Genomic DNA, 22,361 nt, shown 5'->3' on the forward strand with positions numbered 1-22,361 from the left:
AAAAGGCAGATTTTGATAAATTTGCTGAGGGGAGGGAGAGGAAAGCCTTATGGCATCAGGTTATCCGGCTGCCAAAGTTTAACTTTGGCAGCCATGAAGTTACGCTTTATGACGGTTGTCAGGCAGGAATATGGTCAACATCCCCAGAAGTGGCAGGAAAGCGCAGATTTTATAGACCAGGAAGATGCTGGTGTGGTCTGCAACCATTCCTAACACGGCGGCGCCAAGGCCGCCCATGCCAAAGGCAAAACCGAAAAAGAGACCGGAAACCATACCGATACGTCCCGGCAGCAGCTCTTGCGCATAGACCAGAATGGCTGAAAACGCCGACGCGAGAATAAAACCAATAATCACTGTCAATATTCCGGTCCATTCCAGCGTTGCGTACGGTAAAACAAGCGTAAACGGCGCAACGCCGAGGATAGAGCCCCAAATCACATATTTACGTCCGATTTTATCTCCCACAGGGCCGCCAATCACCGTGCCTGCCGCCACCGCAAACAGGAAGGCAAAGAGATGGAACTGGGCGTTTTGTACCGATAATCCGAATTTTTGCATCAGATAGAAGGTGTAATAGCTGCTAATGCTCGCCATATAGAAATATTTCGAGAAAATCAGCACCAGTAGCACGCAGACGGCAAGGATCACCTTATTACGCGGAAGGGGATTGGTTATCTTCGCGACAGGTTTTCCCTTATTTACGCGATGCTGCGCGGCATACCAGCGGCTGATTTGCGCCAGGACGACAATCGCCAGCAGCGCGGCCAGCACAAACCACGCCACGTTGCCTTTGCCGTAAGGCGCGATAATTACCGCCGCCAGCAGAGGACCGAGGGAGCTACCAAAGTTCCCCCCCACCTGGAACAGAGACTGCGCCAGCCCGTGGCGTCCGCCGGAGGCCATACGCGCCACGCGGGACGATTCCGGATGGAACACCGATGAACCGGTTCCTACCAGCGCCGCGGCAACCAGTACCGCCTCAAAGCTGCCCGCCATGGCCAGCAGCACCAGCCCGCTCAGGGTGAAGCACATCCCAATGGGCAGCGACCATGGCATCGGGTATTTGTCCGTCCAGTAGCCCACCACCGGCTGTAGCAGCGAAGAGGCCAGCTGGAAAGTCAGGGTGATCATCCCGATCTGCACGAAGGTTAATGAGAACTCAGACTGCAACAGCGGGTAGATCGCCAGAATCAGCGACTGGATCATGTCGTTGAGCAGATGAGAGAGACTGATTGCGCCTAATACTTTGAAGGAAGTGCGCGATTTCGGCGGCGACGCCGGAACGCCCTGAACAGGCTGGGTTGATTCACTGATTGCCATAAATACCACGTCAATTTGTAATTAGAGATGCAGGGAGTAATTATTATCCGACTAACATACTCGTCCGTGACATTTGAAGAAAGTCGCAATTCTGAAAACTTATTTGTCTATTCTTGTGAGTCACTGTAATTTTTGCGTTTGTCTATGGGTCAGGGAGAGAGAAGATGAAGTTAATAAAGCGTGGCGTCGCGCTGGCGCTCATCGCCGCATGGGGGCTGACAAGCCTGCCCGCGCAGGCGTATGAAAAAGATAAAACCTATAAAATTACCATTCTGCATACTAACGATCATCACGGCCATTTCTGGCGCAGCGAATACGGTGAATATGGCCTGGCGGCGCAAAAAACGCTGGTGGACGGCATTCGTAAAGAGGTCTCGGCTCAGGGCGGCAGCGTGCTGTTGCTGTCGGGCGGGGATATTAATACCGGCGTACCGGAATCTGATTTGCAGGATGCCGAGCCTGATTTCCGCGGCATGAATTTAATTGGTTACGACGCGATGGCGGTCGGAAACCACGAGTTTGATAACCCGCTGAGCGTATTGCGCCAGCAGGAAAAGTGGTCCAAATTTCCGTTCCTTTCCGCCAATATTTATCAGAAAAGCACCGGCGAGCGCCTGTTTAAACCGTGGGCACTGTTTAAGCGTCAGGATCTGAAGATCGCGGTCATCGGCTTAACCACCGACGATACGGCCAAAATTGGCAACCCTGAATTTTTCACCGACATCGAATTCCGTAAACCGGCAGACGAAGCGAAGCTGGTGATCCAGGAGTTGCAGCAGAATGAAAAACCGGATGTGATTATCGCTACCACCCACATGGGGCATTACGACAACGGTCAGCACGGCTCTAACGCGCCGGGCGACGTGGAGATGGCGCGCAGCCTTCCTGCGGGCTCGCTGGCGATGATTGTGGGCGGTCATTCGCAGGATCCGGTCTGCATGGCTTCTGAGAATAAAAAGCAGGTAGATTATGTGCCCGGCACGCCGTGCGCGCCGGATCGTCAGAACGGGATCTGGATTGTACAGGCCCACGAGTGGGGTAAATACGTTGGCCGTGCGGATTTCGAATTCCGTAACGGCGAGATGAAGCTGGTGCACTATCAGCTCATCCCGGTCAACCTGAAGAAGAAAGTGACCTACCCGGACGGCAAAAGCGAGCGGGTACTCTACACGCCAGAGATCGCTGAAAACCAGCAGATGCTCTCCCTGCTGACGCCGTTCCAGAGCAAAGGGAAAGCGCAGCTGGACGTGAAGATTGGCACGCTTAACGGACGACTGGAAGGGGACCGCAGCAAAGTCCGCTTCGTACAAACCAACATGGGGCGTCTGGTGCTGGCCGCGCAGATGGCGCGCACGAATGCGGATTTCGGCGTGATGAGCGGCGGCGGTATTCGTGATTCCATCGATGGCGGAAACATCACCTATAAAGACGTGCTCAAAGTGCAGCCGTTTGGCAACGTGGTGGTGTATGCGGACATGAGCGGGAAAGAGGTAATTGACTACCTGACCGCCGTGGCGCAGATGAAGCCGGACTCCGGAGCGTATCCGCAGTTTGCTAACGTCAGCTTCGTCGCGAAGGACGGTAAGCTCAACGATCTCAAAATCAAAGGCGAACCTGTTGATCCGGCGAAAACCTACCGCCTGGCAACGTTAAGCTTTAACGCCACCGGCGGCGACGGCTATCCGCATATCGATAACAAACCGGGCTATGTAAATACCGGGTTTATTGATGCGGAAGTGTTGAAGCAGTTTATCCAGCAAAATTCACCGATTGACGTGAACGCGTATGAGCCGAAGGGCGAGGTGAGCTGGCAGTAGTGCGGGTGTGTTGTGCCGGGTGGCGGCTACGCCTTACCCGGCCTACATTCGAATCGGAGGCCCGGTAAGCGCAGCGCCACCGGGCAATTTTCTCAATCCCTGCGCGCAATATCCGCAAATTTCGCGTCCAGCATTTTCGCCAGATCGCCTGCGGCCAGTTCGATATCCAGCCCGCGTTTGCCGCCAGAAATATAGATCGTCTGAAATTCCTGCGAAGGCGCATCGATCAGGGTCGGCAGACGCTTTTTCTGGCCGAGCGGGCTGATCCCGCCGACCAGATAACCCGTAGTGCGTTGCGCAACCATCGGGTCTGCCATATCGACCTTTTTCGCTCCCAGCGCTTTGGCCACTTTCTTCAGATCAAGCTGTCCGGCGACGGGCGTCACTGCCACGGCGAGGTGCTTCATATCGCCATTCACCGCGACCAGCAGCGTTTTGTAAACCTGGTCCGCGTTCAGCCCCAGCTTGCGCACCACTTCATCACCAAAGTTGGTTTCGTTCGGATCGTGATCGTAGGTGTGGATCCGGAAAGAAATTTTGTTTTTTTCGAGTAATTTAACGGCGGGAGTCATGGCTATCCTTCTTACGACAGACGGTTCATGCCAGCAGCATACGCCTGACGTTTGTCTAAAAAATAGCACCATCTTGCGCAATAGTATTGGCAGTGATGGTTACTTTGAGCGACAATCGGCGTAGCCGAAGGTCACTTCGGTATAATAAAAACGATGAAATTCCTCTTTGACGGGCCAATAGAAATATTGGCCATTTTTTTATTTCAGCAGCGACGGCAAATTCCCTTCTCCGTACAAATGCAACGCGCCAACCGCGACAACATAACGACCGGCAGGCAGGGCATACAGCGTCTCCCGCCACGCCTGGTTGCGCGCGTTCATCAGCACATCATACAACGATTTACTGAACGTCGACGGTAACGCCAGCTTACCGTCTGCGGGCGGCGCATCCAGCCACCAGCCAATCATCGTTTGCAGCAGACGCGCGTTGGTGTGCCAGTGGGTCAGGGTATCATCCAGTAGCATCTTACCGTCATCAGGAAGCTGGCGAAGAAGCGCAATCTGGCTGTCCGTGCCTTCCAGTTCAATGACGGACAGGTTGCACGCCCGTGCCGCATTCAGCAGTTGATAATCGATACCGTAATCGCCGCGCAGCCCCAGGCGCTGCGCCTGGGTTGCCTGTAGCACCATGGCAATTTGCCACAGGGGCAGGGTGTCGAGCATTGAGAGCGAGACGCCGGACTCATCCGCAAGACGGGTAAGCTCAGCCAGCTGCGTCTCGTTAAGACGTTCAGCCAGGGGGCGGTCGCTTTCCAGCCCGGCAAACGGCGATTCATGGCCGGAGATGTCGGCTTCGACGATCAGCGCGTCGGCGCGCTTCAGTAGTTTAATCAGGCCGGAGGGCAGGGGGGACATATCCTGCGTGCCCATATGAATGCTTCCCACCAGGTGCAGTTGCTGCCCACCCGGAAGCGAAATATCCATACCGGGCCAGGCATAACGGCGGGGAAAAAGGGCGCGAAACGATGTTTTTATACGATTAAACAGACCCATACGCGCTCCATAAACGGAAAGGTTCATGCTAGCGCGTGGGGAAGGGGGGCGCAATAGGCGAAAGCCGGGCGGCGCTGCGCTTACCCGGCCTGCTTCCGGGATTCTACGCTTTCGGTTTAAACCGCAGCAGACGGTTAGCGTTGCTCACCACGGTAATTGACGAGAGCGCCATCGCCGCACCCGCAACAACCGGGTTCAGCAGGGTGCCGGTCAGCGGCCACAAAATCCCGGCGGCAATCGGAATGCCGAGCGAGTTATAGACGAAGGCCCCTAGCAGGTTCTGCTTCATGTTGCGCAACGTGGCTTTCGAAATCGCCAGCGCATCCGCCACACCCATCAGGCTGTGGCGCATCAGGGTGATTGCCGCGGTTTCAATGGCGACATCGCTCCCGCCGCCCATCGCAATACCTACGTCAGCCTGCGCCAGCGCCGGGGCGTCGTTGATGCCGTCGCCGACCATCGCCACCTGACGACCATCACGTTGCAATTTCCTGATGGCGTCCGCTTTGCCATCTGGCAGTACGCCGGCTATCACCTCATCAATCCCGGCTTCTCTGGCGATGGCGTTAGCGGTAGTCGGGTTATCACCGGTTAACATCACCAGGCGATAGCCCGCATGGTGCAGGCGTTGCAAGGCATCCACGCTGTCCTGGCGTAACGGATCGCGTACGGCCAGCAGCGCCGCCACCTGACCATCCCTCGCCAGCAGAACCGGCGTCGCGCCCTGAGAGGCCTGCGCGTTCAGCTCAGCGTCCAGCGCGGACGTATCAACACCGTGTTCAGTTAGCAGTGCCTGGTTACCCAGCAGCAGCGTATGGCCTTCTGCTTCACCGCTGACCCCTAAACCGCGCAGGGTGCGGAAGTTGCTTACCTGCGGCAGACGGGCATCACCGGCTTTCTCAAGGATGGCGCGCGCCAGCGGGTGACTGGAGCCTTGTTCCAGCGCGGCGGCCAGGCGCAGGGCATCCGTCTCCGTACAGCCAATGGTATTAACGGCCACTACCTGCGGTTTGCCCTCGGTGAGCGTGCCGGTTTTGTCAAAGACGAGGGTGTCCAGCGTGCTTGCCCGTTGCAGGGCGTCAGCATCACGGACCAGTACGCCAAATTCGGCGGCGCGTCCGACGCCAGAGATAATCGACATCGGCGTGGCCAGACCAAGGGCACAAGGGCAGGCGATGATCAGTACCGTGGTGGCGATCACCAGGGTGTAGACAATCTGCGGCGCCGGGCCGAAGAAATACCAGATTGCCGCGCTCAGCAGGGCAATACCGACCACCACTGGCACAAAAATGGCGGAGATTTTATCGGCAAGCTGACCAATTTCCGGCTTACTGCTCTGCGCCTGGCGGACCATCCGAATGATGCGTGACAGTGTGGTATGGCTGCCAACGGCGCTGGCGCGGAACAGCACGCTGCCGTCCTGTACCACCGTACCCGCATGCACCGCATCGCCCTGAGATTTCTGCTGGGGGATCGGCTCACCAGTCAGCATGGCTTCATCAAGCCAGGCATCGCCCTGGGTGATTTCACCGTCGACGGGCACGCGGTCACCGGTGGTGAGACGCAGCGTCATACCGGGTTGCACCTCTGAGAGAGGAACGTTTTTTTCCCCATCGTCGGTGACCACGCGGGCCGTCGGCGGGGTTAAATCGAGTAATCTTTCCAGCGCTTTCGACGAACGCTGACGCGCGCGGGCTTCGAGCATATGGCCTAAGTTAATCAGACCTATAATCATCGCGCTCGCTTCATAATAGAGATGGCGCGCCTCCATCGGGAACCACTGCGGCCAGACGTTAACGCTCATCGAATACAGCCACGCCGCGCCCGTCCCGAGCGCGACCAGCGTGTCCATCGTCGCGGTGCGGTTTTTCAGGCTCTTCCAGGCGCTGGTATAGAAATGTCCGCCTGCAAACACCATCACCGCAAGGGTAATCAGACCAATCACCAGCCACAGGGTGCGGTTGTCTGCGGTGACCATCATGTTGTCACCCATCATGCCCCACACCATCACCGGAATACCGACCAGCAGGGCGACGATCGCCTGCCAGCGGAAGCGCTTCATGGTGGCGACAGCCGTTTCCTGCTGGCGCTCGCGGCGCTCGGCATCATCTTCGATGGCCTCCGCCCCGTAGCCCGCTTTCTCCACGGCCTGCACTAAATCTGCGGCGGAGGCACTGCCCATCACCAGCGCAGTACGCTCCGCCAGGTTTACCCGTGCCTGTGCGACGCCCGGTACCGCCTGTAAGGCGTTTTGTACCCGGGAGACACAGCTGGCGCAGCTCATGCCGTTGATCAGCAGCTGTTGGCTGTCATCAATATCATCAGCTACCGGAAGCTCAGGAGTGGCCGCTGTCAGTGCTTCCGACGGGGATGATGACTCTGCCAGCGGTTTAGCCTTTGGGTGGCTTAACTCCGCCCCGTAACCGGCCTGTTTAATGGTATCAATCAGCGCGTCGGCGCTGGCGCTGCCGGTCACGGCGGCATGATCGATAGTCACCTCAGCGCTTTCCACATCAGGACGCTGCTCCAGGCTTTCTTTAACACGTTTGACACAGTGGCCGCAGGAGAGGCCGTCCAGTGTCAGGTCAATAGTGTGAGACATAACAAAACTCCCGTATAATGTTCTGGTCAATTGTTGACCTTCACTCTGCTTTTCGCTAACTGTTATGAAGGTTAAACCTTCCATCAAGGGGAAGGTCAAGGGGGAAATGTGAATATCAGCGATGTTGCGAAAAAAACCGGCTTAACAAGCAAAGCGATTCGCTTTTATGAGGAAAAAGGGCTGGTGACGCCACCGTTGCGCAGTGAGAACGGCTACCGCAGCTATACGCAGCTGCATCTTGATGAACTGACGTTACTGCGCCAGGCAAGACAGGTAGGATTTAACCTTGAAGAGTGCGGCGAGCTGGTTAACCTGTTTAACGATCCGAAACGCCACAGTGCCGACGTGAAAAAACGTACGCTGGAAAAAGTGGCGGAGATCGAACGCCATATCATCGAATTACAGGCGATGCGTGAGCAACTGCTACAGCTGGCAGAATCCTGCCCGGGAGATGACAGCGCCGAGTGCCCGATTATCGACAATCTTTCCGGCTGCTGCCACCGTAAAACCCACGCCTAACAGGCTTTAATCCGCAGGGTAATGCCTTCCACCGCAATGACCTCAACCCGCGTGCCGGCGCTGAGGTCATCATCGGCCACCACCGGCCATGAACTGTCCCCCACGCGCATATGACCGCGTCCGTTGATCAGCGCGTTATCAAGCGTAAAACGTTTACCCACGATCTGCTGCCCACGCTGATTGAGATGCGCGTCGACCGGCTTCTGCGCCTTCACCCGTTTGTTCAGCCAGCGCCACCACAGCCAGGCGGCCAGCAGCGTCAGCACGGCAAACAGCGCGCCCTGCCACTCCCAGCCGACAGGCAACAGCCAGATGACCAGCCCGGTAATCACAGCGGCAACACCGCTCCACAGCAAATAACCGTTGCCGCCAAGCATCTCGGCGGCCAGCAGCAAGCCGCCAAGGCTTAGCCAGAACGCATGAGGATGTGCAACGATGAGCTCAATCATTTTTTACGCTCGTTTCCGCCGTCTTTGATCAACTCGGCAATTCCGGCGATAGATCCCATCAGACTGCTGGCATCCAGCGGCATCATCACCACTTTGCTGTTGTTCGCAGAGCCGATCTCCTTCAGCGCATCGGTATATTTTTGCGCGACGAAGTAGTTCACAGCCTGGATATCCCCGGCGGCAATCGCCTCGGAAACCATTTGCGTCGCGCGGGCTTCCGCTTCTGCCGAACGTTCACGCGCTTCTGCCTGGAGGAAGGCAGACTGACGGTCGCCCTCGGCTTTCAGGATCTGCGACTGTTTTTCCCCTTCCGCTTTCAGGATCTCGGCCTGACGCACCCCTTCGGCTTCAAGAATATAGGCGCGTTTGGTACGCTCGGCCTTCATCTGCGCATTCATGGAAGCAATCAGCTCTGCCGGTGGGCGCACGTCGCGGATCTCAATGCGGGTCACTTTGATCCCCCACGGATTGGTGGCTTCATCAACAATGTGCAGCAGGCGGGTATTAATGCTATCGCGCTGGGAGAGCATTTCGTCCAGCTCCATCGAGCCAAGCACGGTACGGATGTTGGTCATCGTCAGGTTGACGATCGCCAGCTCCAGGTTGCTCACCTCATAGGCCGCTTTCGGCGCATCAATCACCTGAATAAAGCACACCGCATCGATGGTGACGTTGGCGTTATCCTTAGAGATGACTTCCTGGGAAGGAATATCCAGCACCTGCTCCATCATGTTGATTTTACGCCCAATTCTGTCCATGAAGGGGACGATCAGGCTTAAACCCGGCTGAAGGGTATTGGTGTAGCGACCGAAACGTTCGACGGTCCACTGGTAACCCTGCGGGACAATTTTGACGCCTGCGCCCACGATAACCAGCGCAACGAAAATAAGGACAGGAACAACGATGAGCATAAAAACCTCCTGTTTTGCATGCCGTAACGAGAAAAATTGCGTATTTGTTGAACGTAAGTATATCGGTTAACGGGCGGGATTTCGCCCCTGTAAAGAGGTGGGAACCGGACTGGTAAAATTAAAACGCCCCGCCAGGAGAGCGGGGCGCATAGCGTTACTCTTCAGACCAGGTATAGCTGAAGTCGGTGATAAACCCATCCCCGGCGTCAGCGATGGCTTTCGATAAGCCCTGATAGTATTTTTCCAGGCCGATGGCCTCTATCTGCTGGATCTGCTCGCGAACGGGAGCGCAGAACAGTACTGCATTGCCCGCTCCGACACGTTTGTTGTTCGGCGGCAGATCGCCGGTAATCCCCTTAAACCAGGTTCTGATCCCTTGCTTTAAGCTGTGCGGCGCTTTTGCAAGATCCTTCTGGCCTGTCAGCACCTGTAAGGTGGGGAACTCATTTGCATTGACGGCGGTTTTCATGCGTGCAAAGAACGCGGTAAAAAGCTCAAAAGAGCCGAGATCCGTGACGCGAGGCTTGGTGGTTTTTCCGTTTTTATTGCCCATTTTTCCGGCAGGGGCTGTAGGCGCCGGAACCACATTGACCTTATGCAGATCCAGACCAAACAGTAGATTGCAGTGCGACCGGCGCTCTTTAAGCGGGTAGGACATTAGCACGTCAATAAACGCCGTCGCCTTCACATCGGCCAGATCATGGTTAATCAGCCATTGCGAGCGGGCAAATTCCGCGGGGGAAACGAACCAGTCCGGCACCTCAGTAAAGCGTCTGGATTTACCCTTGCCGTCAAACTCGAGAAAGTAAGCCCCATCATCGAAAGCAAAATAGCAGTTTTTAAAGCTAACGATTGTGGTGTTAACGATGAGCGCCTTCTTAACAAAATCGACCACCTCTGCACCCATGACAAAACGCGTGAGTTCAGAAGAATTGATGACTTCCATTAATGTTTCCACATCTGGAACACCAGGCTTCAGGGAAGAGAACTCATAAAAGATATGTGTCATGTTGCTGACTTCCTGTAGTTATAGAGGTGACAATTACCGAACAAAAAGTTTAACACTTGCGATAGGTTAAGGCTATTCGCGCAGCGTAGCGGAAAGGATTATGCTAAAGGCTGTTCTTATCACAGCGGTTAACGGAATCGGAATGAATAATAAAAAAAATCTTCTGGATATCAGGGATGTTGGCTTTCGTGTGGGTGATAACACCATCCTTCAGCACGTCGATTTTTGTCTCTCTCCGGGCGAATTTAAACTCATAACCGGCCCTTCCGGCTGCGGCAAAAGCACCCTCCTGAAAATCGTGGCTTCGCTACTGAGTCCAACGGAGGGAACCATCCTGTTTGAAGGGAAAGATATCGCCACGCTTACACCGGAAAGCTATCGCCAGCAGGTGTCATACTGCGTGCAAACGCCATCCCTGTTTGGCGACACGGTGTACGACAATCTGGTTTTCCCCTGGCACATCCGCAACCAAACGCCCGATCCGAAAAAGTTTGCGGACGATCTGACCCGTTTTGGGCTTCCGCCGGAGACGCTGACCAAATCGACTGCCGAACTGTCAGGCGGGGAAAAGCAGCGCGTCTCGCTGATCCGTAACCTGCAATTCCTGCCGAAGGTGCTTTTGCTGGACGAAATCACCAGCGCGCTGGATGACGCTAACACGCGCAACGTCAATGAGATTATTCATCGCTACGTCCGTGAACAGGATATTGCCGTGCTGTGGGTGACGCACGATTCAAACGAAATTAGCCATGCGGATGATGTCATCACGCTCAGGCCGCAGGGCGGGAAAATGGAGGAGGCTCACCGTGGGTGAACATAACATAACCAACGAATCGCTGGCGCTGTCGATGGTCCTGGTGCTGGTGGCGATTGTGGTCAGCTACCGGGAGAAGCTGGGGCTGGAAAAAGATATTCTGTGGAGTATCGTTCGCGCGGTCATTCAGCTCATCATCGTCGGCTATGTGCTGAAATACATCTTCAACGTCAATCATGCCGTGCTGACCCTGTTGATGGTGCTGTTTATCTGCTTTAACGCGGCATGGAACGCGCAGAAACGCAGTAAATACATCGATAAAGCGTTCCTCTCGTCGTTTATTGCCATCACCACCGGGACCGCGTTAACGCTGGCGGTACTGGTGCTCTCCGGCTCGATAGAATTTACGCCGATGCAGGTGATCCCCATTTCCGGGATGATTGCGGGCAATGCGATGGTGGCGGTCGGGTTATGCTACAACAATCTGGGGCAACGCTTCAGCAGTGAACAGCAACAGCTTCAGGAGAAGCTAAGCCTGGGCGCGACGCCGAAGGTGGCCTCGGCGCGGTTGATCCGCGACAGCATTCGTTCATCGCTGATCCCAACGGTGGATTCCGCCAAAACCGTGGGTCTGGTGAGCCTGCCGGGCATGATGTCGGGGCTGATTTTTGCCGGTATCGATCCGGTAAAAGCGATTAAATACCAGATTATGGTGACGTTTATGCTGCTCTCTACGGCGAGCCTGTCGACGATTATTGCCTGCTATCTGACCTATCGGAAGTTTTACAACGCGCGCCACCAGCTGGTGGTGACGCAGTTGAAGAAGACGGGGTAATATCGGCTTTTGTAGACCCGGCAAGCGTTAGCGCCACCGGGCATTTTTGTTAGTAAAGCAATGCGTACAGCTGACGACGATACTTAGACGCCAGCGCGTCACCGGTGCCGAGCGCGGCCAGGATCTCCTGGAACATCTTTCGCGCCTGACCGTCTGCGGCGCCCAGGTCCTTCTGAAGGTGACTAAACAGCAGCTCCAGCGCCTCTTCATTACGCCCCACCTGGTGAAGCTGAAGCGCCAGCTGGCTTGCCAGCGCGGCATCCGCCGGGTTGTCCGCAACCTGCTGCTGAAGTTGCTGAATTTCAGGGGTATCCGCCGCCTGTTTCAGCAGGTCAATCTGCGCCACCAGGCCCTGATAGCGGGTGTCCTGATCCTGCATCGGCACCGTTTTCAGCACGGCTTCCGCGTCTTCGGGGCGGTGCAGCGCAATCTGGGTCTCTGCCAGCAGCAGACCAATCTGGCTGTTCTGGTTCGACAGCTGCCACGCGTCTTTTAACAGCGGCAGCGCCTCGTCGTACTTGCCTTCCTGCATCAGCGCCATGGCTTCCTGCGCTTTCAGCTCTTCTTCGCGCGGCAGGACTTTATCCAGCAGGGCGCGGATCGCCTCTTCCGGCTGCGGCCCCTGGAAGCCATCCACCGGCTGACCGTTCTGGAACAGGTAGACGGTTGGGATCGCACGCAGGCCAAACTGGGAAGCCACCATCGGTTCGGCGTCACAATCCAGCTTCGCCAGAATGAATTGACCGTTGTACTGCGCGGCAAGGCTTTCCAGGACCGGCGTCAGCTGCAGGCAGTGTTGGCTGCGTTCAGACCAGAAGTAGAACAGCACCGGTGTAGTCATTGACTGTTCGAGTGTCTGTTGCAGGTTAGCTTCAGTTATGTTGACGATATTCTGTACGGACATGCGGCATTCTCTTTTATCGGTTTACTCTTTACATGGGGGTAAGCGTCGTCGCTTCAACTCAACCCTGCAAAATTTTGTCCATCATCCGCCCCGGCAGCAGGCGTTTCAACCAGCCGACGGCATGGGTCACCAGCGTCACCGGATAGCGCATTTTAGGGGTATCGCTCTCAAATGCGTGGCGCACTTTGGCAACCACGGCTTCTGGCCCAAGCGTAAAACGCGCCGCGATACCGGGATTTTCGACCGGTTGGTCCGCCTGCGTCTGGTTAACGTTTTCCGTAAAGCGGGTGCGGATGGGGCCCGGTTCAATCAGGCTGACCTTAATGCCGCTGTGGCGCAGCTCCATGCGCAACGCATCGGACCAGGCTTCAAGCGCATATTTACTGGCAGCGTAAGCCCCGCGTCCCGGCGTGGAGATCAGGCCCATCACCGAGGAGGTCATGACAATCCGCCCTTCGCCGTGCGGCAGCATGGCGGGGAGAAGGCGCATGGTGAGCTGATGCGCCCCAAAAAAGTTTGCGGAGAACTGCTGCTCCAGCTGTTCCCGTGAGAGGGTCTGTAGCGGGCCGTATACGCCATAGCCCGCATTGTTGAACAGGCCGTAAAGCCGGTTGCTGGTCAGGGCGATAACCTCATCGGCGGCCTGCTCCACGCTCTCTGGCGAATCGAGATCCAGCAGAATGCCGGTAAATCCCAGCCCTCGCATGCGTTCGACATCTTCGGGTTTGCGGCAGGCCGCCAGCACCCAAAACCCCTGACGTTTCAGTTCAAGGGCGCTCTCAAGGCCAATTCCGCTGGAACATCCTGTTATTAAGACCGATTTTTGCATAACTTTACCTGTCAGGTTCTCAGCTGTTTGACGAGTCATGTTTTACTAAAGGAGCCAGCCGGGTTGCCATCCAGTCGGCAATGAACGGCTGGGCATCGCGATTGGGGTGAATGCCATCATCCTGCATCCACTGGGGTTTCAGATAGACCTCTTCCATGAAAAATGGCAGCAGCGGAATATCAAACTCTTTGGCAAGCTTAGGATAGATCGCGCTAAACGCCTCATTATACCGACGGCCGTAGTTAGCGGGCAGGCGAATTTGCATCAGCAGCGGCTGGGCGTTAGCGGCCTTAATGGTCTGCAAAATAGTCCGCAGCGTTTGCTCCGTTTGCTGTGGCTGGAAGCCGCGCAAACCATCATTACCGCCCAGTTCGACCAGCACCCAACGCGGTTGATGCTGCTTAAGCAGGGCAGGCAGGCGCGATAAGCCTTGCTGCGACGTATCGCCGCTGATGCTGCCGTTAACGACAGACGCCCGGGACTGCCATTTATCATTGAGCAGGGCGGGCCAGGCCGCACTGGCGGCCATACGATAGCCCGCGCTCAGGCTGTCGCCCAGAATCAATAACGTGTCCGCAGCCGCCGCGCGGAAGGTCATCAGCATCAAAAACAGGAAGGGCAAATGCCAGCGGAAAACATTGTTGAAGTTCATCGTCTTAAGAAGTCCGTCGGTCAGGGAGAACACGAGCTTTCCATCCTCACCGGAGTTGAACTCGTTGTCAAACGTGCCGAAACCATCGCCCTGATTGGCGAATCCGGTTCCGGTAAGTCCACGCTGCTGGCCATTCTCGCCGGGCTGGACGATGGCAGCAGCGGGGAAGTGAACCTGGTCGGCCAGCCCCTCCACGCGCTTGATGAAGAGGCGCGCGCCGCGCTGCGTGCCCGGCATATCGGGTTTGTCTTTCAGTCATTCATGCTGATCCCAACCCTCAACGCGCTGGAAAACGTTGAGCTGCCCGGCCTGCTGCGCGGTGAAAATACTCGCGAAAGCCGCGATCACGCCAAAGCGTTGCTGGAACAGCTGGGGCTGGGAAAACGTCTCGACCACCTTCCGGCGCAGCTTTCCGGCGGTGAGCAGCAGCGCGTGGCGCTGGCCAGGGCGTTTAACGGGCGTCCGGAAGTGCTGTTTGCCGATGAGCCCACGGGCAATCTCGACCGTAAAACCGGGGACAAAATTGCCGATCTGCTGTTTTCACTCAACCACGAACACGGCACCACGCTGATTCTGGTTACCCACGACCCGCAGCTGGCCGCCCGCTGCGACCGCCGCCTGCGGCTGGTGAACGGTGTTCTTCAGGAGGAAGCATGATTGCCCGCTGGTTCTGGCGCGAATGGCGCTCGCCCTCGCTGCTGATTGTCTGGCTGGCGTTGAGCCTGGCGGTGGCCTGCGTGCTGGCGCTCGGCAGCGTCAGCGATCGTATGGAGAAAGGGCTTAGCCAGCAGAGTCGGGAATTTATGGCGGGGGACCGGGCTCTGCAAAGTTCTCGCCCCGTGCCGCCGGGCTGGATTGAGGAAGCGCGCAAAGAGGGGCTGAAGGTGGGAGAGCAAATCACCTTCCAGACCATGACCTTTGCGGGCGACACGCCACAGCTTGCCAGCGTAAAAGCCGTGGATGACATCTACCCGATGTATGGTGATTTACAAACCAGTCCGCCGGGGCTAAAACCGACGGCCGGTACGGTACTGCTGGCATCGCGTCTGATGGCGCTGCTGAACCTGAAACCCGGCGACAGTATCGACGTCGGCGACGCGACCCTCAAAATTGCCGGGGAAGTGGTGCAGGAACCCGACTCCGGATTTAATCCGTTCCAGCTCGCGCCGCGCCTGCTGATGAACACCGCTGATGTGGCGAAAACCAACGCCGTCCAGCCGGGTAGCCGCGTCACATGGCGCTATAAGTTTGGCGGGACGCCTGCTCAACTGGAGGCGTATGAAAAATGGCTCCTGCCTCAGCTCAAGCCGGAACATCGCTGGTACGGGCTGGAGCAGGATGACGGGGCGCTCGGCAAATCCCTTGAGCGTTCTCAGCAGTTTCTGCTGCTGTCGGCGCTGTTAACCCTGCTGCTGGCCATTGCGGCCGTTGCCGTGGCAATGGGGCACTACTGCCGCAGCCGTTACGATCTGGTGGCGATCCTCAAAACTCTCGGCGCGGGCCGGGCACAGCTGCGCAAGCTGATTGTCGGCCAGTGGCTGATGGTGCTGGCGCTGTCGGCTCTGACCGGCGGGGCGATAGGGCTGCTGTTTGAAAAGCTACTGATGGTGCTGCTCAAACCGGTCCTGCCCGCTGCGCTGCCGCCTGCCAGCCTCTGGCCGTGGCTGTGGGCCATCGGCGCGATGACGACGATCTCCCTGCTGGTGGGGTTACGCCCCTACCGGCTGCTGCTCGCCACCCAGCCGCTGCGCGTGCTGCGCCGGGATGTGGTGGCCAGCGTCTGGCCGCTGAAGTTCTATCTGCCGGTGATTATTGCGGTGGCAGTCGGGCTGTTGGCCTGGCTGATGGGCGGCAGTACGCTGCTGTGGGCGGTGCTGGCGGGCGCGGTGGTGCTGGCGCTGCTGTGCGGCGTGGTGGGCTGGCTATTGCTCAATCTTCTCAAAAAGCTGACGGTGAGATCGCTGCCGGTTCGGCTGGCGGTTAACCGACTGCTGCACCAGCCGTGGTCCACGCTCAGCCAGCTCTCGGCGTTTTCGCTGTCGTTTATGCTGCTGGCGCTTCTGCTGGTGCTGCGCGGGGATCTGCTGGATCGCTGGCAGCAGCAGCTTCCGCCGGAAAGCCCGAACTATTTCCTGATCAACATTGCTCCCGAACAGGTGACGCCGCTGAAGGGGTTCCTGTCTGAGCATCACATTATTCCGGAATCGTTCTATCCGATCGTGCGCGCCCGCCTGACGCAGATCAACGGCCTGTCGACGGAGGGAAATAAGGATGAATCGCTCAACCGCGAGCTCAACCTGACCTGGCAGGCGAAACGTCCGGACCATAACCCGATCGTGGCCGGCACCTGGCCGCCGAAAGCGGGGGAGGTGTCGATGGAGGAGGGGCTGGCGACACGCCTGAACGTGAAGCTCGGCGATAGCGTGACCTTTACCGGTGATACCCAGGATTTCACCGCCAAAGTCACCAGCCTGCGCAAAGTGGACTGGGAAAGCCTGCGGCCAAATTTCTTCTTCATCTTCCCGCCGGGCGCGCTGGACGGACAGCCCCAGAGCTGGCTGACCAGCTTCCGCTGGGAAAACGGCAACGGCATGCTGACGCAACTTAACCGGGAATTTCCGACGGTGAGCCTGCTGGATATCGGCGCGATCCTCAAACAGGTCGGGCAGGTGCTGGAACAGGTGAGCCGCGCCCTGGAGGTGATGGTGGTGCTGGTGACCGTCTGCGGCCTATTGCTGCTGCTGGCGCAGGTGCAGGTCGGCATGCGTCAGCGTCATCAGGAGCTGGTGGTCTACCGCACGCTGGGGGCCAGTAAACGGCTGCTGCGCGCCACGCTGTGGAGCGAATTTGCCCTGCTCGGGCTGGTGGCGGGCCTGGTGGCGGCCATCGGGGCGGAAACCGCACTGGCGGTGCTTCAGACGAAAGTCTTTGATTTTCCATGGGAGCCTGACTGGCGGCTGTGGCTAACGCTGCCCGTCTGCGGCGCGGTGCTGCTGTCTCTGTGCGGCGGCTGGCTCGGGACGCGGCTGTTGAAAGGTAAAGCGCTGTTCCGCCAGTTTGTCAGCTAGTTTACTTGCGTGATGATGACGCACCGGTATTTCTTCTGGTGCGTCATCGCTTAATAGCACAAATCGTTAATGTTCATGAATTTAGTAGCACAAAACATTAAAAACCCGCCCACACAGCCCGAATTTTTCCGGTTAATATTCACCAGCTAAATATTTAGCAGCGTGTCTATCAAGGAAAAAGAATGACTATAAGAAAAACAGCGCTGGCGACAACGATCGGCGCAGCAGTGGCATTGGCTTCTTTCGCATCTCAGGCGGAAATCACCCTTCTGAAACAGGATCCGCAGGCGGGTAACCCGCTGAGCCGTCTGAACTTCACCGTTGGCGGCAGCATCCGTCCTCAGTTCCAGAACATGACCGGTGACGACGGCAAAAACGGCTACAAGCGTAACGGTTTTGACGGCGGTACCCGTTTCCGTTTCACGGCAGACTACTACCTGTTCGATGACATCAGCTGGATCACCTACTACGAGCTGGGTGTGAACATTCCGGCGCAGTTTAACTGGGATAACCACTACGCCGACGGCGCGCACGATACTTCACGCCGTATGCTCTACACCGGTCTGAAGAGCGACACCTGGGGTACGCTGACCTTCGGCCAGCAGAACAGCGTGTACTATGACGTGGTGGGCGCGAAAACCGATATCTGGGACTACGACATGATTGGTCAGGCGTCGGGTAACGGGATCAACGGCGACTACGACGGCTCTTACCGTTCACGCCAGATGCTGAAGTACAAGAAAACCGTGGGCGATGCTGACATCTACGCATCCTATCTGTTTGAAGACAGCGAATACCTGCCGGGCAACGGCCTGCGCTACAAGCGTAAAGGCGGCGGTTCACTGGGTATCGATTACCACCTGACCACCGATCTGACCTTGGGCGCAGCGTGGAACTACACCCGCGCGGACATGCGTAATCCGGACAACGGCGACAGCAAATCCTACGACCAGAACATTCTCGGCACCGCACTGAGCTGGACGCCGGATAACTGGACCTTCTCCGCAGGCGGCGGCTGGTATCAGAACTTCATGACCACCAAAAAAGTGTCCGTTAACGACTACTTCGCCGGTGATGCATGGGGTATTGAATACTTCGCAGGATACAAATTCCCGGTCGGTCAGTATGCGGTGAAATCCATTCAGCCGTACTTCATGGGCGACCGCATTGAGTACGTGAACGGCCGTAACTACCAGCGCATCGACAACGGCGTAGGTATCAGCGTCCAGCTGGACTACGGTTTCCGCGTGGATTACGAACACGTGTTCACCTCCAGCACCGACAACCTGGGCGACATGAACCTGGTGCGTCTGCGTTACGACTTCTAAGTGGTTTGTTCCCCGGTGGCGCTGCGCTTACCGGGGCTACAAAAGCACGCGTAGGCCGGGTAAGGCGTAGCCGCCACCCGGCTTTTTTCAGCGATCAAGCCACTTGGCAATTTCTTCGTACGTCCCGCGAAAAACAATCTTCTCCGCTTTCTTCTCCAGCTGATAGCCGTACATCGGGTCGTAATAGCACGCGTAGGCCGGGTAAGGCGTAGCCGCCACCCGGCTTTTTTCAGCGATCAAGCCACTCGGCAATTTCTTCGTACGTCCCGCGAAAAACAATCTTCTCCGCTTTCTTCTCCAGCTGATAGCCGTACATCGGGTCGTAATAGTCCTTCAGCAGCGGCACAAGCCAGCTGAAGTGCGCGTCAGTGCTTCCAGAGCGCTGTTGTTCCAGCAGCGCGGAATCTAATAGCGCGGTAAATTCCGCGAATCGTTGCAGCCCCAGACGACGGCGGATGGCGAACAGGCCGTGATGCAGGTATTCGCTGTAGGCTTTCCAGCCCGCTTCTTCACCGTAGGCGGCAGAAAAGTCGGCCCACATGTGGTCGAAATACTCTTCGCGCAGGCGCTCAAGACGGATCTCAAACGGATCTTCGACCACCACGACAGGCGCTTCCGCCATGCGGTCGCGCAGGCACTCCGGCAGGTGGTTAGAGCCAATCATCCGGCCCTCATCCTCCAGCACCCAGCTCACGGCATCTTTTTTTAGCAGCTCGACGGCAAGGTGATTCTCGAAGCTCGCCTGAGAAAGTTGCGGGGTGAGCGTGCGGCCAAATGACGAGCCGCGATGGTGCGCCAGCCCTTCCAGATCGATGCCCTGCGCATGCTGCTTCACCAGCAGCGTTTTGCCGTTTCCGGTACAGCCACCGATAAGCACCATCGGTTTTTGTGACTGCTCAATCGTCACCTGAATCGCTGTCTGGCGCAGGGCCTTATAGCCGCCGCGGATCAGCGGATAATCGATTCCCGCCTCTTTAAGCCAGGCCTGGGAGATATGTGAGCGCTGGCCACCGCGCGCGCAGCAAAGGTAGCCCTTAGGATGGGCCAGGCTGGCTTCGCGCCAGGCGTTGATGCGCGCCTCTCGCGTCTCGCCGTTGACCAGGCTATGGCCGAGCGTCAGTGCGGCGTCCGGACCCTGGCGTTTATAGCAGGTGCCGACGGCGGCACGCTCGTCGTCGTTCATTAAGGGCAGGTTGAGTGCGGCGGGCATCGCACCCTGGACAAATTCGATCGGCGCGCGAACGTCGATTAAAGGGGTATCGGACGCGAGGATCGCGCGATAGTCCGTTCCATCGTTCATGGTGGTTCCAGAAGAAAGCTAAGCAGCAATGGGCGGGAATTGTACGCCGGGGAAGGGGAAGGTCAACTCCCCGGCGGGGGTTACTTACTTCAGTTTTGACTGCGCCCAGACAATCCCGCTCGCGTATTCTGGCGGCAGCAGGGGAACAATCGCTTCCAGCGTGGCGCTCAGGCGGTCCGTGTCGGTATCGTTCAGGTTCAGGTGGCCGACCTTACGACCCGGGCGCACCGCTTTGTCGTACCAGTGCAGGTGCACCAGCGGCAGCTTCAGCCAGTCGTAGTTCAGATCGGTGCCGATCAGGTTGATCATCACCGACGGGCTGGTCACCACCGGCTGCGGCAGCGGCAGGTCAGTGATGGCGCGCAGGTGCAGCTCGAACTGGCTGATGGAGGCACCGTTTTGCGTCCAGTGGCCGCTGTTGTGCACGCGCGGCGCAAGTTCGTTGATCAGCAGACCCGATGACGTGACGAAACACTCCATCGCCATTACGCCCACATAGCCCAGCTCATGCATGATGGCAGAGAGCATCTCTTCCGCCTGCGCCTGCTGGTCAGCATTGGCCTGCGGGAAGGCGACGCTGGTGCGCAGAATCCCGTCCTGATGCAGGTTATGCGTTAGCGGGTAAAAAACGGTGTGCCCGTCATGCCCGCGCGCGCCCACCAGCGACACTTCACCGCTGAAGTTTATGCCCTGCTCAACGATGCACTCGCCGTAGCAGTCGTCCGGCAGCTCGGCGGTGTCGTTCGCGCGCAGGCGCCACTGCCCGCGACCGTCGTAGCCGCCGACACGACGCTTCACGATTGCCAGATCGCCCAGCATGGCGAAGACGTCATTCCACTCGCTTTTGTCGGACAACAGCTGCCACGGCGCGGTCGCAAGGCCGAGCTTGTCGAACAGCTGCTTTTGCGTCAGACGGTCGGCGATGATCGGGAAGACGTCGCGGTTCACAAAGGCGTTATGGCGCGCCAGCTCGTGGGTCAGGGCGGTTTCCGGCCAGCGTTCAATTTCGGCGGTGATCACGCTCTGATGGAACGGCACGGCTTCCGGCTCGGCGTCCAGCCCGACGGGCCAGACGGCAATACCCAGCGGCTCACCGGCCTGACGTAGCATCCGGCCAAGCTGACCATTACCAAGAACGCAAACCTGCTTCATGCTGCACCCCGCGGATCCGGGTTATCCAGCACCTCGTCGGTCTGGGCTTTACGCCACTCCGCCAGACGTTGATGTAAGTCTTTATCATGCGTCGCGAGGATCTGCGCGGCCAGCAGGGCGGCATTTGCGGCACCCGCCTTACCAATCGCCAGCGTACCGACAGGGATACCGCGCGGCATCTGGACGATAGAGTACAGGCTATCAACCCCGCTTAACGCGGCGCTCTGTACCGGCACGCCCAGTACCGGCACCAGGGTTTTGGCGGCAATCATGCCCGGCAGATGTGCTGCGCCGCCCGCACCGGCAATGATCACCTCGTAACCGTTCTCTTCGGCGCTTTCGGCGAAGCTGAAAAGTTTATCCGGCGTACGGTGCGCGGAAACCACTTCGACGTGGTGCGGAACATTCAGGATTTCAAAGATTTCGGCGGCGAATTGCATGGTAGCCCAGTCGCTTTTGGACCCCATCACGATGGCGACACGCGCCGGATTATTGCGGGAAGACATGCGTCTTAAAACTCCTGTGGTGCGGAACACACTGCTTTCGAGGGCACAGAGAATAGCATGTAATACCGGCAAGGAAAACGGTTGCGTGGTCGGGAAATGAGCGAAAAAACGAGGAGGGTTAAAACGGGAAGGCGATCAGTTCCACACCTTCCGGCGTGACTTTGACCATCGATCCTTCGCTGTGCCAGGCGCCTAAAACCACGCGATGGGCGGGCTCGCCGTTGGCGATAAGGGAATGCACATCGGGACGATGGGTATGGCCGTGGATCAGCCACTGAACGCGATGCTTCTCCATCACGTTCACCACCGCCTGCGGGTTGACGTCCATGATGGTCATCGATTTGCTGCTGTTGGCGGCCTTGCTGCCCGCGCGCATTCTGGCGGCGATGCGGTTGCGGATAAACAGCGGCAGGGCGAGGAACACTTTCTGGATCCACGGGGTGTGAACTTTGGCGCGAAACGCCAGGTAGCCGGTATCGTCAGTGCAGAGCGTGTCGCCGTGCATGATCAGAATATTGCGGCCATAGAGGTCAAGCACCTGCTCTTCCGGCAGCAGCGTCATGCCGCTCTCGCGGGCGTAGCGCTGGCCGATCAGGAAATCACGGTTGCCGTGAATGAAATAGCAGGGGACGCCGGAATCCACCAGCGCTTTAATGGCCGCTGCCATCTCACGGTGCAGCGGGTTCGGATCGTCGTCGCCTATCCAGGCCTCAAACAGGTCACCCAGAATGTACAGCGCATCGGCGCTTTTCGCTTCACCGCGTAAAAAACGCAGAAAACCGGCGGTTATCGCCGGTTCTTCTGTTTGCAGATGCAGATCCGCAATAAAGAGTGTCGCCAC

At 57.6% G+C, this 22,361-nt stretch carries 22 protein-coding genes; 7 read left to right on the forward strand and 15 right to left on the reverse strand.

Features of this window, described 5'->3' with window-relative positions:
• Positions 1-99: 99 nt before the first annotated feature.
• Positions 100-1,320 carry an MFS transporter gene (locus ACQG2Q_RS05220; protein ID WP_063849494.1) on the reverse strand — a complete coding sequence of 407 codons (1,221 nt, stop codon included), beginning with the start codon at positions 1,318-1,320 and terminating at the stop codon, positions 100-102.
• A 164-nt stretch (positions 1,321-1,484) separates the two neighbouring features.
• Between ACQG2Q_RS05220 and ushA the strand changes: the two genes are divergently transcribed.
• On the forward strand, positions 1,485-3,137 hold the full coding sequence (gene ushA / locus ACQG2Q_RS05225; protein WP_022647283.1) for a bifunctional UDP-sugar hydrolase/5'-nucleotidase UshA: 1,653 nt from the start codon (positions 1,485-1,487) through the stop codon (positions 3,135-3,137).
• 92 nt (positions 3,138-3,229) lie between these two features.
• Here the strand turns inward: ushA and ybaK are convergent, their stop codons facing one another.
• The 3 genes from ybaK to copA form a co-directional block, all read right to left on the reverse strand.
• A complete protein-coding gene (ybaK, locus tag ACQG2Q_RS05230; protein ID WP_063849495.1) occupies positions 3,230-3,709 on the reverse strand; it encodes a Cys-tRNA(Pro)/Cys-tRNA(Cys) deacylase YbaK in 480 nt (159 codons plus the stop codon).
• Between the two features lie 198 nt (positions 3,710-3,907).
• The gene (locus tag ACQG2Q_RS05235; RefSeq protein ID WP_063849496.1) at positions 3,908-4,702 is read right to left on the reverse strand and encodes a TraB/GumN family protein; all 795 of its coding nucleotides are present in this window, start codon (positions 4,700-4,702) and stop codon (positions 3,908-3,910) included.
• Positions 4,703-4,805: 103 nt separating this feature from the next.
• Positions 4,806-7,304, reverse strand: a complete 2,499-nt coding sequence (copA, locus tag ACQG2Q_RS05240; protein ID WP_063849497.1) for a copper-exporting P-type ATPase CopA — start codon at positions 7,302-7,304, stop codon at positions 4,806-4,808.
• Positions 7,305-7,412: 108 nt separating this feature from the next.
• On the opposite strand from copA, the gene cueR reads away from it, so the two are divergent.
• On the forward strand, positions 7,413-7,823 hold the full coding sequence (gene cueR / locus ACQG2Q_RS05245) for a Cu(I)-responsive transcriptional regulator (protein WP_017383222.1): 411 nt from the start codon (positions 7,413-7,415) through the stop codon (positions 7,821-7,823).
• Here cueR and ACQG2Q_RS05250 read toward each other — a convergent pair.
• The 3 genes from ACQG2Q_RS05250 to ACQG2Q_RS05260 form a co-directional block, all read right to left on the reverse strand.
• A complete protein-coding gene (locus ACQG2Q_RS05250) occupies positions 7,820-8,272 on the reverse strand; it encodes an NfeD family protein (protein ID WP_063163451.1) in 453 nt (150 codons plus the stop codon). The genes cueR and ACQG2Q_RS05250 overlap by 4 nt on opposite strands.
• Positions 8,269-9,183: an SPFH domain-containing protein gene (locus tag ACQG2Q_RS05255; RefSeq protein WP_003858941.1), complete on the reverse strand. Its 915-nt coding sequence runs from the start codon at positions 9,181-9,183 to the stop codon at positions 8,269-8,271. Before ACQG2Q_RS05255 ends, ACQG2Q_RS05250 begins: the two co-directional genes overlap by 4 nt.
• 154 nt (positions 9,184-9,337) lie before the next feature.
• On the reverse strand, positions 9,338-10,192 hold the full coding sequence (locus tag ACQG2Q_RS05260) for a hypothetical protein (protein WP_063849498.1): 855 nt from the start codon (positions 10,190-10,192) through the stop codon (positions 9,338-9,340).
• A 142-nt stretch (positions 10,193-10,334) separates the two neighbouring features.
• On the opposite strand from ACQG2Q_RS05260, the gene fetA reads away from it, so the two are divergent.
• The gene (fetA, locus tag ACQG2Q_RS05265) at positions 10,335-11,006 is read left to right on the forward strand and encodes an iron efflux ABC transporter ATP-binding subunit FetA (RefSeq protein WP_045621269.1); all 672 of its coding nucleotides are present in this window, start codon (positions 10,335-10,337) and stop codon (positions 11,004-11,006) included.
• On the forward strand, positions 10,999-11,781 hold the full coding sequence (fetB, locus tag ACQG2Q_RS05270) for an iron efflux ABC transporter permease subunit FetB (protein ID WP_022647290.1): 783 nt from the start codon (positions 10,999-11,001) through the stop codon (positions 11,779-11,781). Before fetA ends, fetB begins: the two co-directional genes overlap by 8 nt.
• Before the next feature lie 49 nt (positions 11,782-11,830).
• Here the strand turns inward: fetB and ACQG2Q_RS05275 are convergent, their stop codons facing one another.
• The 3 genes from ACQG2Q_RS05275 to tesA are packed head-to-tail and all read right to left on the reverse strand — an operon-like array spanning position 11,831 to position 14,166.
• The gene (locus ACQG2Q_RS05275; RefSeq protein WP_022647291.1) at positions 11,831-12,685 is read right to left on the reverse strand and encodes a co-chaperone YbbN; all 855 of its coding nucleotides are present in this window, start codon (positions 12,683-12,685) and stop codon (positions 11,831-11,833) included.
• 58 nt (positions 12,686-12,743) lie between these two features.
• On the reverse strand, positions 12,744-13,553 hold the full coding sequence (locus tag ACQG2Q_RS05280) for an SDR family oxidoreductase (protein WP_096216772.1): 810 nt from the start codon (positions 13,551-13,553) through the stop codon (positions 12,744-12,746).
• Positions 13,534-14,166 carry a multifunctional acyl-CoA thioesterase I/protease I/lysophospholipase L1 gene (gene tesA, locus ACQG2Q_RS05285; RefSeq protein ID WP_003858933.1) on the reverse strand — a complete coding sequence of 211 codons (633 nt, stop codon included), beginning with the start codon at positions 14,164-14,166 and terminating at the stop codon, positions 13,534-13,536. Before tesA ends, ACQG2Q_RS05280 begins: the two co-directional genes overlap by 20 nt.
• Here tesA and ybbA point away from each other — a divergent pair.
• The 3 genes from ybbA (at position 14,137) to ACQG2Q_RS05300 (ending at position 18,562) form a co-directional block, all read left to right on the forward strand.
• Positions 14,137-14,823, forward strand: coding sequence for a putative ABC transporter ATP-binding protein YbbA (gene ybbA / locus ACQG2Q_RS05290; RefSeq protein WP_063849500.1), 687 nt, complete (start codon positions 14,137-14,139; stop codon positions 14,821-14,823). The genes tesA and ybbA overlap by 30 nt on opposite strands.
• The gene (gene ybbP / locus ACQG2Q_RS05295) at positions 14,820-17,234 is read left to right on the forward strand and encodes a putative ABC transporter permease subunit YbbP (RefSeq protein WP_063849501.1); all 2,415 of its coding nucleotides are present in this window, start codon (positions 14,820-14,822) and stop codon (positions 17,232-17,234) included. The genes ybbA and ybbP overlap by 4 nt, the downstream gene beginning before the upstream one ends.
• Before the next feature lie 182 nt (positions 17,235-17,416).
• Positions 17,417-18,562 (forward strand): porin, encoded by a 1,146-nt coding sequence (locus ACQG2Q_RS05300; RefSeq protein ID WP_063849502.1) that lies wholly within the window; start codon positions 17,417-17,419, stop codon positions 18,560-18,562.
• An 87-nt stretch (positions 18,563-18,649) separates the two neighbouring features.
• Here ACQG2Q_RS05300 and ACQG2Q_RS05305 read toward each other — a convergent pair whose 3' ends face one another.
• The 5 genes from ACQG2Q_RS05305 to lpxH form a co-directional block, all read right to left on the reverse strand.
• Positions 18,650-18,802, reverse strand: a complete 153-nt coding sequence (locus ACQG2Q_RS05305) for a hypothetical protein (RefSeq protein ID WP_159427242.1) — start codon at positions 18,800-18,802, stop codon at positions 18,650-18,652.
• The gene (gene mnmH, locus ACQG2Q_RS05310) at positions 18,792-19,862 is read right to left on the reverse strand and encodes a tRNA 2-selenouridine(34) synthase MnmH (RefSeq protein WP_063849503.1); all 1,071 of its coding nucleotides are present in this window, start codon (positions 19,860-19,862) and stop codon (positions 18,792-18,794) included. The genes ACQG2Q_RS05305 and mnmH overlap by 11 nt, the downstream gene beginning before the upstream one ends.
• An 84-nt stretch (positions 19,863-19,946) precedes the next feature.
• The gene (purK, locus tag ACQG2Q_RS05315) at positions 19,947-21,014 is read right to left on the reverse strand and encodes a 5-(carboxyamino)imidazole ribonucleotide synthase (protein ID WP_063849504.1); all 1,068 of its coding nucleotides are present in this window, start codon (positions 21,012-21,014) and stop codon (positions 19,947-19,949) included.
• Entirely contained in the window at positions 21,011-21,520 is a 510-nt protein-coding gene (gene purE / locus ACQG2Q_RS05320; RefSeq protein ID WP_006809824.1) for a 5-(carboxyamino)imidazole ribonucleotide mutase, read from the reverse strand. Before purE ends, purK begins: the two co-directional genes overlap by 4 nt.
• 118 nt (positions 21,521-21,638) lie before the next feature.
• Entirely contained in the window at positions 21,639-22,361 is a 723-nt protein-coding gene (gene lpxH, locus ACQG2Q_RS05325) for a UDP-2,3-diacylglucosamine diphosphatase (RefSeq protein WP_022647299.1), read from the reverse strand.

Source organism: Enterobacter cloacae complex sp. 370H10 (genome assembly GCF_050031535.1).
Taxonomy (GTDB): Bacteria; Pseudomonadota; Gammaproteobacteria; order Enterobacterales; family Enterobacteriaceae; genus Enterobacter; species Enterobacter intestinihominis.

Coding starts and splice junctions, on each gene's coding strand:
- ACQG2Q_RS05220 (WP_063849494.1), bottom strand. CDS start 1,320: ATGGCAATCAGTGAATCAACCCAGCCTGTTCAGGGCGTTCCGGCGTCG.
- ACQG2Q_RS05275 (WP_022647291.1), bottom strand. CDS start 12,685: ATGTCCGTACAGAATATCGTCAACATAACTGAAGCTAACCTGCAACAG.
- ybbP (WP_063849501.1), top strand. CDS start 14,820: ATGATTGCCCGCTGGTTCTGGCGCGAATGGCGCTCGCCCTCGCTGCTG.
- ACQG2Q_RS05300 (WP_063849502.1), top strand. CDS start 17,417: ATGACTATAAGAAAAACAGCGCTGGCGACAACGATCGGCGCAGCAGTG.
- tesA (WP_003858933.1), bottom strand. CDS start 14,166: ATGAACTTCAACAATGTTTTCCGCTGGCATTTGCCCTTCCTGTTTTTG.
- ACQG2Q_RS05250 (WP_063163451.1), bottom strand. CDS start 8,272: ATGATTGAGCTCATCGTTGCACATCCTCATGCGTTCTGGCTAAGCCTT.
- purE (WP_006809824.1), bottom strand. CDS start 21,520: ATGTCTTCCCGCAATAATCCGGCGCGTGTCGCCATCGTGATGGGGTCC.
- ybaK (WP_063849495.1), bottom strand. CDS start 3,709: ATGACTCCCGCCGTTAAATTACTCGAAAAAAACAAAATTTCTTTCCGG.
- mnmH (WP_063849503.1), bottom strand. CDS start 19,862: ATGAACGATGGAACGGACTATCGCGCGATCCTCGCGTCCGATACCCCT.
- fetA (WP_045621269.1), top strand. CDS start 10,335: ATGAATAATAAAAAAAATCTTCTGGATATCAGGGATGTTGGCTTTCGT.
- purK (WP_063849504.1), bottom strand. CDS start 21,014: ATGAAGCAGGTTTGCGTTCTTGGTAATGGTCAGCTTGGCCGGATGCTA.
- ushA (WP_022647283.1), top strand. CDS start 1,485: ATGAAGTTAATAAAGCGTGGCGTCGCGCTGGCGCTCATCGCCGCATGG.
- ACQG2Q_RS05235 (WP_063849496.1), bottom strand. CDS start 4,702: ATGGGTCTGTTTAATCGTATAAAAACATCGTTTCGCGCCCTTTTTCCC.
- copA (WP_063849497.1), bottom strand. CDS start 7,304: ATGTCTCACACTATTGACCTGACACTGGACGGCCTCTCCTGCGGCCAC.
- ACQG2Q_RS05255 (WP_003858941.1), bottom strand. CDS start 9,183: ATGCTCATCGTTGTTCCTGTCCTTATTTTCGTTGCGCTGGTTATCGTG.
- ACQG2Q_RS05260 (WP_063849498.1), bottom strand. CDS start 10,192: ATGACACATATCTTTTATGAGTTCTCTTCCCTGAAGCCTGGTGTTCCA.
- ACQG2Q_RS05280 (WP_096216772.1), bottom strand. CDS start 13,553: ATGACTCGTCAAACAGCTGAGAACCTGACAGGTAAAGTTATGCAAAAA.
- ybbA (WP_063849500.1), top strand. CDS start 14,137: ATGCCAGCGGAAAACATTGTTGAAGTTCATCGTCTTAAGAAGTCCGTC.